The following is a 17,027-nucleotide window of genomic DNA, read 5'->3' on the forward strand; positions in this document are numbered from 1 at the left end:
GGGAGATTTGTGTCTCCCCCTCCATTACAATTTAGAAAGGGCGAATGTAGAGGGACGTGTCACCTAATTCTTCTTCAATTCGCAATAATTGATTATATTTTGCAACGCGATCCGTACGGCAGGGAGCTCCTGTTTTGATTTGACCTGTGTTGAATGCAACGGCTATATCTGCGATGGTTGTATCATCGGTTTCACCAGAACGATGAGAAATGATGGTTTTAAATCCATTCGTTTGCGCTAAGGTAATTGCATCGATTGTTTCGGTAAGCGTTCCAATTTGATTCGGTTTAACTAACAGAGCGTTGGCAGCTTTTTGTTGAATACCTTGAGCAATTCGTTTTGGGTTAGTTACAAATAAATCATCACCCACGATTTGTGTGCTTGCCCCTAAGGTGCGTGTTAATTCAATCCATGATGTCCAATCGTCTTCTGCACAGCCGTCTTCGATGGAGGCTATGGGGTATCGATTGCATAGGTTTTGATAATAGGATACAAGTTGAGATCCGTCTATGCGTTGACCCTCGATATGGTAAAAGCCATCGCGGTACAGTTCTGTTGCGGCGACATCTAATGCGAAAACGATATCATGACCTGCTTTGTATCCAGCCTTTTCAACGGCCAATGTAACAAGATCTAACGCTTCTGTAGTGGTTTGAATATTGGGAGCAAATCCGCCTTCATCCCCAACATTCGTTGAAAGCTTTTGAGATTTTAATACGGTTTTTAAGTGATGGTAAATTTCTGTTCCCCAACGCAACCCTTCATAGAATGAGGGAGCTCCGACAGGCATAACCATGAATTCTTGGATATCTAATCCATTATCCGCGTGAGCGCCACCATTTAATATGTTCATCATGGGGACAGGTAAGCGGGCGGCATTGGTTCCACCCAAATAGCGATATAATGGAAGTTTTAAAGATCTGGCAGCGGCTTTTGCTGCGGCTAAGCTAATCGCCAATGTAACATTTGCACCTAAGTTAGCTTTTTGTTCCGTTCCGTCAAGAGAGTTCAATAGCTGATCCAACCCACGTTGATCGAATACGTTGAATCCAATGATTTCATCAGACAGGATTTCATTGGCGTGTTCAATAACAGATTCAACTCCTTTTCCTACATAGCGATTAATATCTTGATCGCGTTTTTCAACAGCTTCGTGTGCTCCCGTGGATGCGCCGCTGGGAACAGCTGCCGTTGCTTTAGTTTCATCTTCTAATGTAATTTCAGCTTCGATCGTTGGATTGCCGCGAGAGTCCAAGATTTGTCGAAAGGTATAGTCTGCGATCATAAGATATTTCATGGAAGAATCCTTTATTATATTAACAACAGTGATAGTTTATCGTTATTTTTTATAGGTATAAAGTAGAAAGCGACATACGGGATGTCGCTTAATAATTAGTGCTTTTGAGTAGCAGGAACAGCAGGGCTGTCAACCTTTGTTGGGGTGTGAGGTGCTTGTTCGGCTACTTCGATTGGGCGTTTAGGTTGGCTTGCAAGAAGGGCTAAAATAAAACAGTTCACAATGAATGCTGTTGCTAAGATAGCCGTTGTTCGAGTTAAAAAGTCTGTCTTTCCACGAACTGAAAAAAATGATCCAGTGGATTGTGAGGATCCAAATCCGCCGCCTTCAGATCGTTGTAACAAAATAATACCAATCATCGAAACAGCCAAAATAATGTGCAGGGTAATAAGAACTGCAGTCATGGGTATTTCCTTTCAATTTAAAGTCTGATCTATTATATAGAGTTGCCATCAATTTGTCCAGTTTAGCAGAATAAAAAATCTTTGTTGTGTTCCGGAGTCGCTAATTATTGGAATAAATCTCTGATGTTGCAAGGTTGTTTTTCTAATAATCCGTGTTACTGCACATTGGATCCAGCGGCACGTTGCTAAGGATCATCTCTGGTTTTTCGCTATTTTTTAATTGAGTGTAAAAAATTGGTTGGAGTAATCGTGTCTTTTTCAAATAAGCTGCCGAAGTTTTCGCGGATTTGGAAAAACAGTTCGTCATATAGAGGAAGTTCTTTTTGAGGGAGATTGCTAAGGACATAGCCTGATACCATGTCTTTAACGCCGGGGTGACCAATACCGATGCGTAATCGCCAATAGTCTTTACTCAAGTGGGCATCGATGGATTTTAGACCGTTGTGTCCACCATTGCCACCGCCTTTTTTAACACGAATATCGGCAGGTGAAATATCAAGCTCATCATGAATGACAATGATTTTATCCAAGGGGATTTTGTAAAAATTTGCAGGACCACTGACGGCGGGGCCGGATAAATTCATATAAGTCTGAGGTTTCAAGAACAATACTTTGTGACCATTGATGGACCCTTCGGCCATTAATCCCTGCCATTTATTTTTCTGAAAATCGCCTGTGCCATAGGTTTGATGTAAAATATCCACCATCAAAAAACCAACGTTATGGCGATGAAATCGATATTCAGTGCCTGGGTTGCCAAGTCCAACAATTAGATACATAGTCTGCTCTCGTTTTAATAAAAAGGGGGATATACATCCCCCAATAATACATAAAGATAAAAAGAAATAAAGCTTAAGCTTCTTCTTCACCTGCTGCACCTTTACCACGACCTTTAATCACAGTACATACTGTGGGTTGACCGTTGTAAGCTAAGGTTACATTTTCTGGTAATTTTACCGAAGAGATTGCAACGCGATCGCCACCTTTTAATCCTGTTAAATCAATTTCAATACATTCAGGGATATTTTCTGACGTACATGAAACGTTGATTTTGTGAGTCACTGTGTTCAACGTACCACCACGTTTAATACCGGATGATTTATCATGGTTGATATATTTAATTGGAATTAACATGTCGATTTTAGATGTTTTATCAACGCGTCTGAAATCGATATGAATTGGCATATCCGTTACGGGATGGAATTGGATATCCTTGATCACTGTGCGTTGTGATTTAGACCCAATGTTTAAATCAAATAAATGAGTTCTGAATCCTGGCTTTGCCAATTCGCGAAGCACATCGTTTTGAGCAACAGAAATATTATCATTTTCTTTGTCTAATCCGTAAATGATCGCGGGGATTCTTTTGTTTAAACGTTCGGCTCTGGCACCGGATGTCCCAGATCGTGTGCGCATTTCTGCACTAAATTCAATAGTTTTAGTCATTGTATACTCCATACTTACTTTCAGCAAAACTGCTTATCATCAGTTTTTAACTTAGAAATCATAAGGCATTTTAGGTGAAAGATCAAGAAATTGTTCACGCATTAACGCATCATCAGGGCACAGATATCCATGGTTAAGGCTACACCAAAATGTAAGGCAGTTCCCATGATAACGGAATTGGTGCGAAGGCTCATCATTCCAAGAATAAGACCTGCAATAATAGAGCCCAAGGCTTCTAAAAATGGTTTTTGAAAGTGAATCATGCAGTAGGGAATGATCGAAATAAAGATCGAATAAAATCCAAAACGGTGTTTTAATCCGTGAATCAAAAATCCACGAAAGAAAAACTCTGCACCTAAAAATTGCAACAAATAGAATACTTCCCAAATTAAAATATTCGGCCAAACAGAACTACCCGTGGGTGCGTTATAAAAGGGGTACGTTGCTTGAAACGATGGAAAGGTTGCAGCTAAAACAATGGCGGGAACCATGATTACCATAAAGATCAAGTAAAACTTACCATACAAGAACGATCCCTTTATTTTTAATCCAAAGTCGCTGGGGCGTTTATTGAAAAAAATACGCATACATAATAAGGGAAATACTAAATAGAAAAAAAGCTAAAACTTGCAAACCATGCCAGCTGAACTAAATTTCCATTTTCAGACGGCAGAAAAAATAATTTGAAATAATCAGATGCTGAATACAGATTTAGTTCGCGCAGGAAATAAATAAACTTTCCTGTTTTCGCAATGAATTGTATCAAGAGTAACGAAACTGCCCCCAGTATACATACCAAGACAGTCTGGGTATCAAATGGTGCATTCTTTTCTTCGTTGCGATACGTTTCGCGGGTAATATTTATGAATTCTTTTACGAGTTGTACAACCATGATGCATCCTTTTTATGTATGCTAATTTAGCATGCTTGGTTGCGGCGTTCAAGGAGTGTAGAGTTCAAACATATCCTCTTTCTGTTGAAAGGGGACAGTATAATAATAAGTTATTTTTTAGTCAGCAATTGCTTCGGGATTAATTTCTACCTCGATTAAAGAATACCCAAGAATATGTATGAGCTGTGGCTCAGATGATAATTCTCCGTTAAAACTACCCCATATAGATCCAATATGCAATTCCTCACCCCTAGAGGTAATAGGAATATCGGAAGTACCTAAGGTAATTGATTTGATAAGCGATTTAGGATTATTAAAGCTTAATGTAACGTTACCATTTGTTCCAAATATAGTTAATTTTTTAATTCTAAAATCGTCTGCAGAAATAGATATATTATTTTTCCCAACAATAGAGCCCTCCCATTCTGCAGTCCTGGATGTGCTTGAAAATACAGGTACTGTTATACAAAAGCCGTTTCTTAAAAACACAGTTTTAAGATAGTCGGCGGTGTCGGGCGTGTCAGAAAGAATAGCTCTTTGAGGCTTTATGCCAGCTTTTGAAATATTTAATACGGCTATTTCATTGGGATTGGGCTTAAGGATTACTATCTTATCTTCTGTATCGGTGAAACTTTTAGCAGAGTCACCAAAAATTGTCATCTCCTCTGCTGCAAAGGAGGGATGGATTGTATACAGCATTAATGCTATATATGCGATCGATAGTAATTTTTTATTCATTTGATTGCTCCAAAATTAACTTGGGGTATCTAATAACAAATTGGAGGTTTAGAATCAATATAATAAAAAACATTTGGATCTGATAGAACGATCGGGCTATACTTTTATTAAACAAAATTCAAGGTGTTTTATGGTGTTACGATTACTGATTGCGTCATTTATTCTATTGGGAACTGTCAATATGAACGTGTATGGCGCCGAGGATGACAATGAGGATGAATTTACTGTTGAAGATGTTACGCCAGAAATGTTGGCTAGAACGTTGCCCCCTCAAGATCAAGATACAGATGTTGACGCGGATGCCGCTAAACCTTCAGATGCTGAAGATTCAACTAATCAAACTTCTGCAACAGCGGTGACGTCTGATGACGTTGCCACTAATTCAAATCCTGTAGCGGTGACTCCTACAAATGAGTCTGATCCAAAACTGCGTGATGTGATTCGAATATTAGAAACAGATGCAGATCGAGCAAATTTGGTTGCAACATTAAAAACGTTAACTCAATCCAATGCGTTGGCACCCCAACAGTTTATGTTTGTGAATATGGTTGTTGGCATCAAAGATTTTTTAAGATCTGTTGTGACAGAATTTAAAGTATTTGTTCAAGGGTTAACCCAAAAAAATACCTGGAAAATTGACTTAGACACCCAGGTCTTTCAAAAGAGCGAGCAAGTAAAGCTCATATCCCTGGCCTATATTGTGTTGGCAGCGTTGTTTATTCAAGCCCTAATCGCTAAACTGATTGGTGGGGCTGTTCCTCCATTCTTTGGAAAGTTAGATAGAGAATCCAATATCAAAACGGTGATGCGTACGTTTGTATCGATCATTGCATTTTTCTTAGTTGCCTATGCATTCAAAACTTATTTTATTCAAGATAGTGATGCACAGACATATATTGAGGAAAGCGTCTTAACCATATTGATCGTTCAGGTTGGATTTATGGTGTTACGTTTAAGCATCGCGACGGGTATTTTGCCGGTTAATCCAGAATATAGAAAGTCCTTAGTTGGAACGGCATTCGTTCTGACATTGTTATGGGGCGGATATACCTACGCAGCAACCTTATTATCCAGTGCCGATCAACTTACCGTTGTGTCGCGACCTTTATCACAGTTGTTTTTCGGAGGCGTGACGCTAATTGGTGTTTGGATATTGAACCGATATCGCCATGTGATTGAAGGAATGTTGTTTCGAAAAGAGTTTATTACAAGCAATCGATTGTTAGGAAGCGTGCAGCAGGTGATTTCCGGAAGCGTTCATTACGTTGTGGTCATTGGAGTTGTGATGATGTATCTGGCCTGGTTTGTGAACAATCAGGGAATGTTTCAGTATTTTCAAGATCAGTTGGGAATTACGATTGTCTCGTTATTAATATTAAGTATCGCATCGTATATTATGGAGTCGTCTGCGGGATATTTATCGTCAGATAATGATCAAGATGCCAAAATCTCTGCAGTTACGCATCGGTTGATTGATGTTTTAGCATTCATCACTGTGGTTAATCTGGTCTATCGTTGGTTAGCACCACTTGTTGAAATGCAGGGTATCAGCACATCTAAAATTTCCGACAAATTGTTTGGTATCTTTATTATCGTTGCATTAACGGTAGGTGTGATTCATGGACTAAACCGAATATTGAATGGATCATCGCGAATGCTGGGAGACAATAAACATCTTAAAACCTTTGTACCCATTCTGGATCGTTTAAGTAAATTGGTGGTGTTGATAATTTCTGGCTTATTAGTCTTAATAGAGTTAAATGTCAACGTAATGCCCATCGTTGCAAGCTTTAGCGTTTTAGGATTGGGTATCGGTTTAGCCAGTAAATCAATCATTGAAGATTTTATGAATGGGTTATTGATCATTCAAGAAAATGATTTCAATATTGGGGATAAGATCACCATCGGGGGGATCAGTGGAACAATTGAAAATATTACCTTGCGTAAGCTTCATTTGCGGGATAGTCAAGGGTTCCTGAATTTTATTCCGTTTAGTAACGTGGGGGCGATTACCAATCAATCCCGAGATTACAACAACGATAAAATTACAATTCCATTGCCATCAACATTTCATTTAAAACGTACTGTTCATATTTTAGAAGATGTAGGTAAACAGCTGTTGCATGATCCAGACTTAAAATCGTATATCATTGCAATTCCTAAATTTATTGGGGTCAGCGAGTTTCAAGTTTCAGCACATCAAGGTTCTGAAATTACAACGATGATGCAATTTGAATTAAAGACAGTTCCAGGCCACATGGCGCTAGTGGCAGGAGAGTTTAGAAAGCTTGCAAAATTGGCGTTTGAAGAAATGGAACGGGTATTATAAAAACTTTCATTCAGTTCAGAGTTTGTTAATCCTTGCCTGTTATCTTACCTAGGTAGGTAAGATACACCGGCGGCTAGGCTGGTGCGTAATAACCAACAACGAAATTATCACTGAGTACTAAGTGATAGTATAGTTGAGATGGATTGAGGTTGGAATCTTAATTTATTAATACATCGAAAAAACTTAGTTTTTTTAGATTACCTTGGTTATTATGTTGTGGCGGCGGCGGGGTGGGCTCGTTGGGACTTCACACTTTTGCAGGTGGGCCCCAATATTGGGGCGAATACTACTACTTCTTTCGAATCAGATTTAATCTAATCTTTTGAAATTCCGCGTCACGTTGCTTAGACACGATATGATTGGATTATAAATTTTTCAACCGGTGAAAACCTAATGGGTGCAGCGTCACGCTGGTGGGTGCAATGGCATGCTGCTAGGTTGCTTCTTATCGACGCCCATGGTAGGCTTGTATACATAAAAATAATAAGAGTATACCATGACACTAGATCACCAAAAACTTTCAACATCATTACGAATTTTATGTGCCGATATGGTTGAGGCGGCTAAATCTGGACATCCTGGATTACCGTTGGGTATGGCAGATGTTGCAACTGTGTTGTGGATGCGACATTTGAAATTTAATCCCGCAGATCCGGTCTGGTGTGACAGAGATCGTTTTGTGTTGTCAGCAGGTCACGGTTCAGTGTTGCTGTATGGATTGCTGTATCTTTCAGGTGTGTCAGGTGTTAATTTGGAACAGCTGAAACAGTTTCGTCAATTGCACTCTGGAACGGCGGGGCATCCTGAATATGGGGAACTTCCTGGCATTGAAACGACGACAGGACCATTGGGGCAGGGGCTTGCGAATGCCGTGGGAATGGCGATTGCCGAACGCAAGCTTGCAGCACAATTTGGATCAGATCTGGTGGATCATTATACTTACTGCCTTGTGGGAGATGGTTGCTTGATGGAAGGGGTTTCTCAAGAGTCCATATCGTTGGCGGGTCATTTAAGGCTGAGCAAACTGATTTGCTTTTGGGATAATAACAGTATTACCATTGACGGTTCGACCAGCCTTTCAACGTCTGAAAATCAGATTCAGCGATTCCAAGCCTCTGGGTGGAATACGATTGAAATTGATGGGCATGAGGCTGATGCCATTGATCGGGCTATTATTCATGCGAAGCAAAGCGATCGTCCCATCCTAATTGCGTGTAAGACGATTATTGGATTTGGCGCACCGAATAAGCAGGGAACGCCTGATATGCATGGAAGCCCGTTAGGGGGTGATGAAATGAGTGCCTTGCGTGACAGATTGCAGTGGTCACATGCGCCATTTGAAATACCTTTTGATATACTGCAGCAGTGGCGATTGAGTGGAGCTCGATCGAATGATGCATATGTTGAGTGGCAACAACGGTATGGATCGTCTTCTTTAAAACACGAGTTTGATCGTTGGCATACCGGTGATATGCATACCGAAATTCAAAGCGCGTTACATCAGTTGCGTACAGAGATGGTTCAGGATTCAAAACCAGAGGCTACTCGAAAGTCATCTGAGCGTTGTTTAACCGCATTGGTAGAAGCGGTTCCGAATCTTGTCGGTGGATCTGCAGATTTGACACCCTCCAATAATACTAGAACCAAAACAATGTCTGCAATTCGTTCGGATAGTTTTGAGGGGCAGTACATTCATTATGGCATCCGCGAACATGCTATGGCTGCCGTGATGAATGGGATATCAGTTCACACAGGATTGCGTCCTTATGGTGGGACATTCTTGTGTTTTAGTGATTATGCCCGGCCATCGATTCGATTGTCTGCCTTGATGCAACAACCTGTCGTTTATGTGATGACTCATGATTCTATAGGACTTGGGGAAGATGGTCCCACCCATCAACCGATTGAGCATTTAGCAAGTTTGCGTGCGATGCCGAATGTGAATGTATTTCGCCCGTGTGATGCGGTGGAAACTGCAGAATGTTGGGAGCTTGCGATAGTGTCACAAACGACCCCCAGTATTTTAGCATTGTGTCGTCAGAATTTGCCATCGTTACGTCGAGATGTTCGCGTGAATCGTTCAGCGTATGGTGCCTATGTTATTCGACCATCGAAAGGTGATCGAACGTTGACATTGGTTGCAACGGGGTCTGAAGTTTCCTTAGCGATGCAGGCGGCAGAGGTGTTAGAACAATCAAGTTCTCATGCAGTTGCGGTAGTTTCAATGCCATGTTGGGAACTGTTTGCGGCGCAAGATCTTGAGTATCAAGAAGAGGTGTTAGGAGATGTTCCCCGGTTTGGAATCGAAGCCGCCTGTTCCTTTGGTTGGGAGCGTTGGGTGGATCATATGTTTGGTATTGATACCTTTGGAACATCCGCCCCAGCCGCCGATGTGTACGCTCATTTTGGCCTGACTCCAACCGTAATTTCAGAGAGCATTTTAGCGTTTCTGGATTGATATCTAGTTTTGGATTGTGGTATGTTAGATTAATTAAGACACGATAGAAAAAAAGATAAGTAGCAAGTAAGCGAGATAAGAATACTGTGTTAATTCATGATTAAATCCCTATTCATATCTTGTGTATTTCACTGCTCGATTTCTATTGTGTGTTGTTATTATTAACGACATAGGAGTAAAAATATGTCAAAACAACTAGAAAAAGTATCAAGACTAAAAGATGAGTTTGATAAAATATGTAAAGATATTCAGGTTGATTATCCTATAAACAATGAAGTTGATCATGACGGTTTTCCAGAAGCACAAAATCAACGGATATACGATGTTGCGCTAAATGTTGAATCACTTATATCAAATCTTCCTGAAAAAAGTTTAAAAAAGGCATTAGATAGAAAATTATCTAATTTGCATATGTATAAATCTTTTAAAGAGGATGTGAATGGTACGTCGAAATTTCCTCGATTAACTTCACCTGGGTATTTAGAATTTAAAGAAGTTAACCCTCTCTTAAAGAACGTTTTGAATCAACTATACGAGTATTATACTGATGATATTGTAGAACTTCGAAGTACTGCGGATATCGCTTTTAAACATTTACAAAAAAGTATTATTGTAAACAAAGTTCAAAAAGAAGAATGGCAAGATGGATGGGAAAATAACAACTTAGAAACACGTTTTGAAAAATTAGGAGATACTCACCTACTATCCCATAACATCTGGAGTGCAAAGTTTAATACAAAAGGAGCTGGGTCGGATTCTGTATTAGTAGATCCCACTTTTGAAACCAAAATAGATTTAACTGATGGTAAATATCAAACGGGTAAGGGATTGTTGCTAACTGAGTGGAAGGTTTGTCGAACCCCTAAAACTGTGGACAAATCAATTGATGGAGCAATTCAACAAGCAAAGCAATATTGTACTACTCATTTTAGTGGATTTGAATTTGCACGCCTTTGTTACATTGTTATTGTTTCTGAAGATTATGTTGATATTGGAACAAGTGATCGATTCATAGAGGGAATCACTTTTAGGGTTGTAAATATTGCATGTATTCCAAGTTCCCCAAGTAAACACGCAAAGAAAACGTAAGACCTGATCTGTCCTTGAAACAGAATAACCTCTAAACACATTCCCCCATTTTTGTAAGTTGACAGTGGGGGGATATTTCCCCCTATTTCAGACTCTTCCAATTTGGTATACTGATCAAAATAAAATGGAGTATACAATGACGTTACGAATTGCGATTAATGGGTTTGGTCGAATTGGTCGAATGGTGATGCGTGCCTTTGCAGAGCAGGCGCCAAAAGATATGGTGGTCGTGGCGATCAATGATTTGACGCCCTTGGATGTAAGTGCACACTTATTTGAATATGATTCTGTGCACGGACACTACAAAACCCCGATGTCTCATGGTGATGATTGGATGGATGTTGGATTTGGAAAAATGCAATACCTGCAAGTTTCTGATCCAACAAAATTACCCTGGAAAGACTTAAACATTGATATCGTGTTTGAATGTTCTGGTCGATTTACGGATCGTCCGGATGCTGCAAAACATTTAGCAGCAGGTGCAAAACGCGTGTTGGTTTCAGCTCCATCAAAAGATGCAGACATTACTGTTGTGTATGGTGTGAATCATGAGAAAATCTCTGCAGATCATGTTGTGATTTCCAATGCGTCATGTACCACAAACTGTCTGGCTCCGCTAGCGGCTGTGTTGCATGAAACCGTTGGCATTTTGCGCGGGTATATGAGCACGATTCATGCCTATACCGGCGATCAAAAATTAGTAGATACTGGGCATTCAGATGTTCGAAGAGCCAGAGCCGGGGCAATGTCCATGATTCCAACCTCAACAGGTGCAGCAAAAGCGTTAGGCTTAGTCATACCCGAATTAAAGGGTAAGCTGGATGGTTCATCGATTCGTGTGCCCACCCCAAACGTATCTGTCGTTGATTTCAAGTTTGATGCCGCAAACCCAACAACCATTGATGCAATTAATGAAGCCATGAAAACGGCGTCTGAGAGTTCGTTAAAGGGAGTGTTAGGGTATAACACAAAACCGTTGGTTTCCATTGATTTCAATCACAACCCAGCAAGTTCAACCTTTGATGCCACGCAAACGCAAGTGATTGATGGAACGTTTGTGCGCGTGTTGTCTTGGTATGATAACGAATGGGGATTCTCAAACCGTATGATTGACGTTGCACGGGTTATTGCAACGACGTTGTAATTACATAAAAAAAGACCTCACCGAATTGTTGTGAGGTCTTTTTTTATAGGTTAGTCTTCAGATGTATAAAAGCGTTGCTTTGCTTTATAAGTCATAGATTGTAACAACCCAACCGCATAATTAATATCCGTTTCTAAAAGTTTTGATTCTATGTAGGGAGCGCTGTCTGCTGGTTGTTTAAAACGATGAGACTGGATGTCAGAGTATTCATTAATACACATTAACGCTTCATAAAAAGGTGCATAATCTTTAGGAGACATAGCCCAGTTTGGATCAGCATCTTGTTGTTTTATAACAAGCTCTAGATGTACTAGAAATGTCGATGGATCTTTGAGTCTTTTGCCAGCAGCAATTTCCAGCAGATCTAAATAACGGATGCCTTTTCCTGAAGCTGTGAGTGTATAAGTACATTCTCTCATGATGGATGCTCCCCCCTCATATGTAGTAAATGTAGAGCCAAAATGACTTGAAGCATATAAAGATATGATTGCGATTAGCGCTGATTTTTTTAACATGGTTGACCTCTTATGTATGTGTTGAATCTCTCATTAAACATATAGAGAGGCTTTTGACGACTGTCAAGTTAATCTCTGTTTTTTGCTTGCTCCCTTCTTCTAGAGGTTAGATGTACTAGAAGAAGGGCAAGTACCTTTTTATTTAAGCATCCAAGTTCACAACCTTTAGGGCGTTGTCTTGGATAAAGTTACGACGGGGTTCCACGACATCGCCCATGAGAGTGGAGAAAATATCATCTGCATCAGCCATGTGCGCGATGTTCACTTGCAATAACGTTCTGGCATTAGGATCCATTGTTGTTTCCCACAGTTGGTCTTCGTTCATTTCTCCAAGACCTTTATAGCGTTGAACATAAATACCTTTTTTCGCAAGCTCTTGAGATTTTTGCATCAACGACACAGGACCAATCACGGGGTGACGATCCGAATCTTTTATGACTAACGTTGCAGGTGCAGCGAAGAATTCCTTTAACCAATCGGCTTTAGAGTTCAAGTATTGAGCGTCATTCATATTTAAATGATAGCCATCAATGTCATAGACTTCTTTCAGACGTTGGTCATGACGGGTGAATGTTACAGCGTCGGTGTTTAAGACAGTTGCCGTCCATTTGCTGCTTGGATCCAATTGTTTTAAACGTCCGATAATGGCATCTATTTTTGAACCCAAGTGATCCACGTGGAATCCACCTTCTAAGGCAATGGCTTCAGCTAAATGCAAGGATCCAATTTTTTCGGATAGTTTTAAAATCTTTTCACCCACGGTATACGCCATATTTAAAATGGCTTGTAAATCCTGACCAAACAAGCGTGTGCCAGTGGCTGTTTCAATGACCCCGTGTTCGGTTGTGGTTTGAATCAAATAGGCATTCATATCCGCGTCGTTTTTCAAATACAGTTCCGATTGTCCGCGCTTTACTTTATATAAAGGAGGTTGAGCAATGTACAAATAACCCCGTTCAATCAATGAGGGCATGTGACGGAAAAAGAAGGTTAGCAATAGTGTTCGGATATGGCTTCCATCCACATCGGCGTCTGTCATGATAACAATTTTGTGATAGCGTAGTTTATCAAGATTAAAGTCGTCTTTGCCGATACCCGTGCCCAATGCGGTGATGATGGTACCCACTTCGGCAGAAGCTAACATCTTGTCAAAACGAGCACGTTCAACGTTCAAGATCTTACCTCGTAGAGGAAGAATCGCTTGAAAGCGACGTTCGCGACCGCCTTTGGCAGAACCACCTGCGGAGTCTCCCTCGACCAGGAATAATTCACACAGGGCTGGATCTTTTTCTTGGCAGTCGGCTAATTTTCCAGGCAAGGATGCCATGTCCAATACGTCTTTACGACGGGTTAATTCGCGGGCTTTTCGAGCAGCTTCACGAGCAGAGGCAGCCTCGATAACTTTCTCAACAACCTTTTTTGCTTCTTGTGGGTTTTCTTCTAACCACTGTTGTAAGCGATCGTTGATGATGCTTTCTACAACGGGGCGGACTTCGGATGAAACCAATTTGTCTTTGGTTTGTGATGAAAATTTTGGATCAGGAACTTTAACCGATAATACACAGGTTAAGCCTTCACGGGGGTCATCGCCCATTAAGTTGATTTTAGATTTTTTAAATGCTGCAGATTCTGTAACATATTGGTTAACTGTGCGTGTGAGTGCTCCGCGGAAACCAGCAAGGTGCGTTCCACCGTCTTTTTGCGGGATGTTGTTGGTAAAACATAACATGGTTTCATGGTACGCAGTCGTCCATTCTAGGGCGGCTTCTACCGTCATGCCATCGCGTTCGCCTTTAACATTAATGACGTTGCCTAATAATGAGACTTTGCCGCGATCTAAGTATTCAACGAAGGATTTGATGCCTCCTTCAAAAAAGAATACAACTTCGCGAGGTTCATCGCCACGCAAATCTTGTAAGATTAATCGAACGCCAGAGTTTAAAAAGGCTAATTCGCGTAAGCGATGTTCAACGGTATCAAAATCAAATTCAACAATCGCAAAGATATCGGGTGAGGGTTTAAAGGTAACCTCTGTTCCGCGTTTGTCAGAGGGACCTACTTTTGCTAAAGGGGCAACAGAGTCTCCCATTGTAAAGCGCATGTAATGTTCCGTGCCGTTTCGCCAAATGCGAAGGTCTAAATATTCAGACAACGCGTTAACTACAGACACACCCACACCGTGTAATCCACCGGATACTTTGTACGAGTTCTGATCGAATTTACCACCGGCATGCAGTTGGGTCATGATGACTTCAGCTGCAGAAATGCCTTCTTCGGGGTGAATATCAACAGGGATACCGCGACCGTTATCGCGAACGGTGACCGAACCATCTTTATTGAGTGAGATATAGACGGCATCACAATGACCCGCCAACGATTCATCGATTGCGTTGTCAACGACTTCATAAATCATATGGTGAAGACCGGAACCATCGTCCGTATCGCCAATGTACATACCGGGTCGTTTGCGAACCGCATCCAGACCTTTTAGTACCTTAATCGAATGAGCGCCATAAGCAGTATCTTCAGTAGTTTTCGTTGTCATGTGATTGCCCTAATAATTTCAATAATTATACCACAATTTGACTTGATTCAGAAGGGGAAAAATCTAATAATTGAAAAGCCAAGAGAGATGGCTTATATTACGTTTGTAAAAATATTTACCGTGCAGAAACCAGGAGAGACCATGAGAAAACATTTATTAGTAACCATGACATGCTTTATGGGAACAGCGTTTGCTGCAGAATTAATTCCAGATTCAGTCACCACTTTAACCCCAGCAATGCAGCTGAGTAAACTTGTAGATGCAGAAAGTCAAGCGCGAGAAAAACTACTTGAACATTATAACAAAGCAAATCAAATAAATATAAACTTTTGTACGCAGCAACATGTTTATGCAATGTCGAAAGTACTTCAAGAAGCAAAACGTAGAAACGTTGGAGTGACAGTGGAAATTCTTGCGCTACATAAAAAGTATTTAGGACTTTCTCTTAGTCCCGAAATGAAGTTTTTGGCACAATTAGACTATGTTATTGATAAAAAGAGCTATGAATCCCAGCGGGCAGGTTTTGCAGATTTGAAAGCAAGACTCATGCTTCAGTACGAATATCTTGTAGGAGTAATACAATTAATCGCGGAATATGATCAAGTAAAAGATGTTCCTATGATTAGAAGCCAGAGTGCTGGGTTCCAAGAAATGCTTCCTCAGCTATTCGAAGAAGCAAAAAAAGATTTTAGGGGGATAGCAATGTTTTACGCCTCTGAAAATTTAAAAGAATTTTTAGAAACATTTCAACCTTTACTTACGCCGAAAAACCAAGATCTTGCACTTAAAAAATTAGAAGAAATATTGGCAGAGGTTCGTTTTATTAGCATTGGACTTGAGATGAGCGAATTAACGAAAGATAGAACATCACCAACCGATAAGATGATTGCGTTACAAAAAGAGTCTTTTGAACTTCCTTTGCGCCCTGACTTAAAGTTTGTTGCAAAGTTAAACTATATAATTCTTAAACACCCGTACGATTGGGAGCGTATAGCTGTAGATGATCTTGAAGCACAATTCCTTCATAAATATCGATGCGTTAAAGAATACCAAGAGCTCCTTGCTGAGTATAAGCACGTACAGGATTCTCCAGAAATTAAAGTCACTTATGCTGAATGTGTGGAAACGTTACCCTCATTGTTTCAAAATGCAAAAGATGATTTGATAGAAGCGAGTGAATTGTATATGAAAAAAAAGAAGATGGAATACCTTCATTTGGTAAAAACAAGAAGAAGGGAAGTTGGAGACTTAATACAGCAAATAGTTATGGAAGAAATATAATATCGTGCTGGTTTTGATATCGTATAATATATTATGAGTCAAATAAGTTCTTTATTCGACTCATAATATGCTGAATGATAAGTATGATTATTTTCCCAATAAGCCTTCAATATATTTGTGTGTGTCTTTAGAAACTATGGGCTGAGCTAATACCTTTTCAAAAGCAGCATTTGCTTCATTAATAACACCCATCTCCCTTAAGATTTTTCCAACATGTATTAGTTGAGATTCTGAAGTATCAGGATGTGCAATGATTCGTTTGAAACCAATAATTGCGTCTTCCCGCAGTTGATGTGATTTAAGTTCTGTAGAGGCTTTCAGAATCATCCAAATTTCAGCATTAGGATGGTCGCGCACTTGAATATATAAGGCAATACCTTCGTTTGGGTGACGTGTTTTTATGTATTCAAAGGCTTGTGTTAAAAGCGTTCTTGCGCAGGAAGAGTGGAAAAGTTCATCGGATGCGAATAGGGAAGATAGGGTACATGCAATGAGGTTAATTGCCAAAAGCTTCATTTTCATTGTTTTTATTCTTGTATGAAGTTGCTTAAATTAGATTAACGATATATTTTTAAAGACGCAATATGAAGATTAGTCAGAAAGGAGAAAAAATGGATGAATTAGAGTTTAAGTTTCTTAGAGATCAAATTGGTGTATCGGAGTATCTGATCTATAGCAAAACACCTTTTACTCTGACACAGAGTTGAGAGAGTATTTTTTTATACTTTACGGAAAATGTTCTTAAAGATAAAAAATATCCACCTCGTCAATCTTTTGTTAACCTTTGTGATGTATCGTAACTTTAGAGCGCTCATACATTGTTATTTTTGCCCACCGTTTCGTGAAGAAATGACGGATTCCTTCGTCTATTTAGTTTCGATTTAGGGAG

At 40.0% G+C, this 17,027-nt stretch carries 15 protein-coding genes; 5 read left to right on the top strand and 10 right to left on the bottom strand.

The annotated features are described in order from the left end of the window. Positions 1–31: 31 nt before the first annotated feature. The 7 genes from eno to CPBP_RS05810 all read right to left on the bottom strand — a co-directional run bounded on the left by eno (position 32) and on the right by CPBP_RS05810 (position 4,777). Positions 32–1,297 carry a phosphopyruvate hydratase gene (gene eno / locus CPBP_RS05780; RefSeq protein WP_350331911.1) on the bottom strand — a complete coding sequence of 422 codons (1,266 nt, stop codon included), beginning with the start codon at positions 1,295–1,297 and terminating at the stop codon, positions 32–34. A gap of 95 nt (positions 1,298–1,392) precedes the next feature. Further along, positions 1,393–1,701: a preprotein translocase subunit SecG gene (gene secG, locus CPBP_RS05785; protein ID WP_350331912.1), complete on the bottom strand. Its 309-nt coding sequence runs from the start codon at positions 1,699–1,701 to the stop codon at positions 1,393–1,395. 209 nt (positions 1,702–1,910) lie between these two features. Next, complete coding sequence (gene pth / locus CPBP_RS05790; protein WP_350331913.1) at positions 1,911–2,570, bottom strand: aminoacyl-tRNA hydrolase; 660 nt, start codon at positions 2,568–2,570, stop codon at positions 1,911–1,913. Beyond that, complete coding sequence (locus tag CPBP_RS05795) at positions 2,554–3,147, bottom strand: 50S ribosomal protein L25/general stress protein Ctc (protein WP_350331914.1); 594 nt, start codon at positions 3,145–3,147, stop codon at positions 2,554–2,556. The genes pth and CPBP_RS05795 overlap by 17 nt, the downstream gene beginning before the upstream one ends. 101 nt (positions 3,148–3,248) lie before the next feature. Continuing rightward, positions 3,249–3,734, bottom strand: coding sequence for a CPBP family intramembrane glutamic endopeptidase (locus tag CPBP_RS05800; protein ID WP_350331915.1), 486 nt, complete (start codon positions 3,732–3,734; stop codon positions 3,249–3,251). A gap of 17 nt (positions 3,735–3,751) precedes the next feature. Next, positions 3,752–4,039 (bottom strand): hypothetical protein, encoded by a 288-nt coding sequence (locus CPBP_RS05805; protein ID WP_350331916.1) that lies wholly within the window; start codon positions 4,037–4,039, stop codon positions 3,752–3,754. A gap of 117 nt (positions 4,040–4,156) precedes the next feature. Further along, positions 4,157–4,777, bottom strand: coding sequence for a hypothetical protein (locus CPBP_RS05810; RefSeq protein ID WP_350331917.1), 621 nt, complete (start codon positions 4,775–4,777; stop codon positions 4,157–4,159). Positions 4,778–4,907: 130 nt separating this feature from the next. On the opposite strand from CPBP_RS05810, the gene CPBP_RS05815 reads away from it, so the two are divergent. The 4 genes from CPBP_RS05815 to gap all read left to right on the top strand — a co-directional run bounded on the left by CPBP_RS05815 (position 4,908) and on the right by gap (position 11,797). Beyond that, positions 4,908–7,106, top strand: a complete 2,199-nt coding sequence (locus CPBP_RS05815; RefSeq protein ID WP_350331918.1) for a mechanosensitive ion channel family protein — start codon at positions 4,908–4,910, stop codon at positions 7,104–7,106. Between the two features lie 496 nt (positions 7,107–7,602). Then, complete coding sequence (gene tkt / locus CPBP_RS05820) at positions 7,603–9,564, top strand: transketolase (RefSeq protein WP_350331919.1); 1,962 nt, start codon at positions 7,603–7,605, stop codon at positions 9,562–9,564. A gap of 183 nt (positions 9,565–9,747) precedes the next feature. After that, positions 9,748–10,653 carry a hypothetical protein gene (locus tag CPBP_RS05825; RefSeq protein WP_350331920.1) on the top strand — a complete coding sequence of 302 codons (906 nt, stop codon included), beginning with the start codon at positions 9,748–9,750 and terminating at the stop codon, positions 10,651–10,653. Positions 10,654–10,789: 136 nt separating this feature from the next. Further along, complete coding sequence (gene gap, locus CPBP_RS05830) at positions 10,790–11,797, top strand: type I glyceraldehyde-3-phosphate dehydrogenase (RefSeq protein WP_350331921.1); 1,008 nt, start codon at positions 10,790–10,792, stop codon at positions 11,795–11,797. Positions 11,798–11,847: 50 nt separating this feature from the next. On the opposite strand, the gene CPBP_RS05835 is transcribed toward gap, so the two are convergent. Together CPBP_RS05835 and gyrB are read right to left on the bottom strand one after the other, a co-directional pair. Then, positions 11,848–12,312 (bottom strand): hypothetical protein, encoded by a 465-nt coding sequence (locus CPBP_RS05835; RefSeq protein WP_350331922.1) that lies wholly within the window; start codon positions 12,310–12,312, stop codon positions 11,848–11,850. A 142-nt stretch (positions 12,313–12,454) separates the two neighbouring features. Further along, positions 12,455–14,857 carry a DNA topoisomerase (ATP-hydrolyzing) subunit B gene (gyrB, locus tag CPBP_RS05840; protein WP_350331923.1) on the bottom strand — a complete coding sequence of 801 codons (2,403 nt, stop codon included), beginning with the start codon at positions 14,855–14,857 and terminating at the stop codon, positions 12,455–12,457. A 141-nt stretch (positions 14,858–14,998) separates the two neighbouring features. Between gyrB and CPBP_RS05845 the strand changes: the two genes are divergently transcribed. Then, the gene (locus tag CPBP_RS05845) at positions 14,999–16,138 is read left to right on the top strand and encodes a hypothetical protein (protein WP_350331924.1); all 1,140 of its coding nucleotides are present in this window, start codon (positions 14,999–15,001) and stop codon (positions 16,136–16,138) included. 87 nt (positions 16,139–16,225) lie between these two features. Here CPBP_RS05845 and CPBP_RS05850 read toward each other — a convergent pair whose 3' ends face one another. Beyond that, positions 16,226–16,660 (bottom strand): tetratricopeptide repeat protein, encoded by a 435-nt coding sequence (locus tag CPBP_RS05850; protein ID WP_350331925.1) that lies wholly within the window; start codon positions 16,658–16,660, stop codon positions 16,226–16,228. Positions 16,661–17,027 lie beyond the last annotated feature (367 nt).

The sequence above is a fragment of the Candidatus Bodocaedibacter vickermanii genome, from assembly GCF_014896945.1.
GTDB lineage: Bacteria > Pseudomonadota > Alphaproteobacteria > UBA6184 > UBA6184 > Bodonicaedibacter > Bodonicaedibacter vickermanii.

What these genes read in the sequence shown, in the direction of transcription:
- CPBP_RS05815 (WP_350331918.1), top strand. Translation starts at nt 4,908, where the DNA reads ATGGTGTTACGATTACTGATTGCGTCATTTATTCTATTGGGAACTGTC.
- eno (WP_350331911.1), bottom strand. Translation starts at nt 1,297, where the DNA reads ATGAAATATCTTATGATCGCAGACTATACCTTTCGACAAATCTTGGAC.
- gyrB (WP_350331923.1), bottom strand. Translation starts at nt 14,857, where the DNA reads ATGACAACGAAAACTACTGAAGATACTGCTTATGGCGCTCATTCGATT.
- secG (WP_350331912.1), bottom strand. Translation starts at nt 1,701, where the DNA reads ATGACTGCAGTTCTTATTACCCTGCACATTATTTTGGCTGTTTCGATG.
- CPBP_RS05805 (WP_350331916.1), bottom strand. Translation starts at nt 4,039, where the DNA reads ATGGTTGTACAACTCGTAAAAGAATTCATAAATATTACCCGCGAAACG.
- CPBP_RS05845 (WP_350331924.1), top strand. Translation starts at nt 14,999, where the DNA reads ATGAGAAAACATTTATTAGTAACCATGACATGCTTTATGGGAACAGCG.
- CPBP_RS05795 (WP_350331914.1), bottom strand. Translation starts at nt 3,147, where the DNA reads ATGACTAAAACTATTGAATTTAGTGCAGAAATGCGCACACGATCTGGG.
- gap (WP_350331921.1), top strand. Translation starts at nt 10,790, where the DNA reads ATGACGTTACGAATTGCGATTAATGGGTTTGGTCGAATTGGTCGAATG.
- CPBP_RS05850 (WP_350331925.1), bottom strand. Translation starts at nt 16,660, where the DNA reads ATGAAAATGAAGCTTTTGGCAATTAACCTCATTGCATGTACCCTATCT.
- CPBP_RS05835 (WP_350331922.1), bottom strand. Translation starts at nt 12,312, where the DNA reads ATGTTAAAAAAATCAGCGCTAATCGCAATCATATCTTTATATGCTTCA.
- CPBP_RS05810 (WP_350331917.1), bottom strand. Translation starts at nt 4,777, where the DNA reads ATGAATAAAAAATTACTATCGATCGCATATATAGCATTAATGCTGTAT.
- CPBP_RS05825 (WP_350331920.1), top strand. Translation starts at nt 9,748, where the DNA reads ATGTCAAAACAACTAGAAAAAGTATCAAGACTAAAAGATGAGTTTGAT.
- tkt (WP_350331919.1), top strand. Translation starts at nt 7,603, where the DNA reads ATGACACTAGATCACCAAAAACTTTCAACATCATTACGAATTTTATGT.
- CPBP_RS05800 (WP_350331915.1), bottom strand. Translation starts at nt 3,734, where the DNA reads ATGCGTATTTTTTTCAATAAACGCCCCAGCGACTTTGGATTAAAAATA.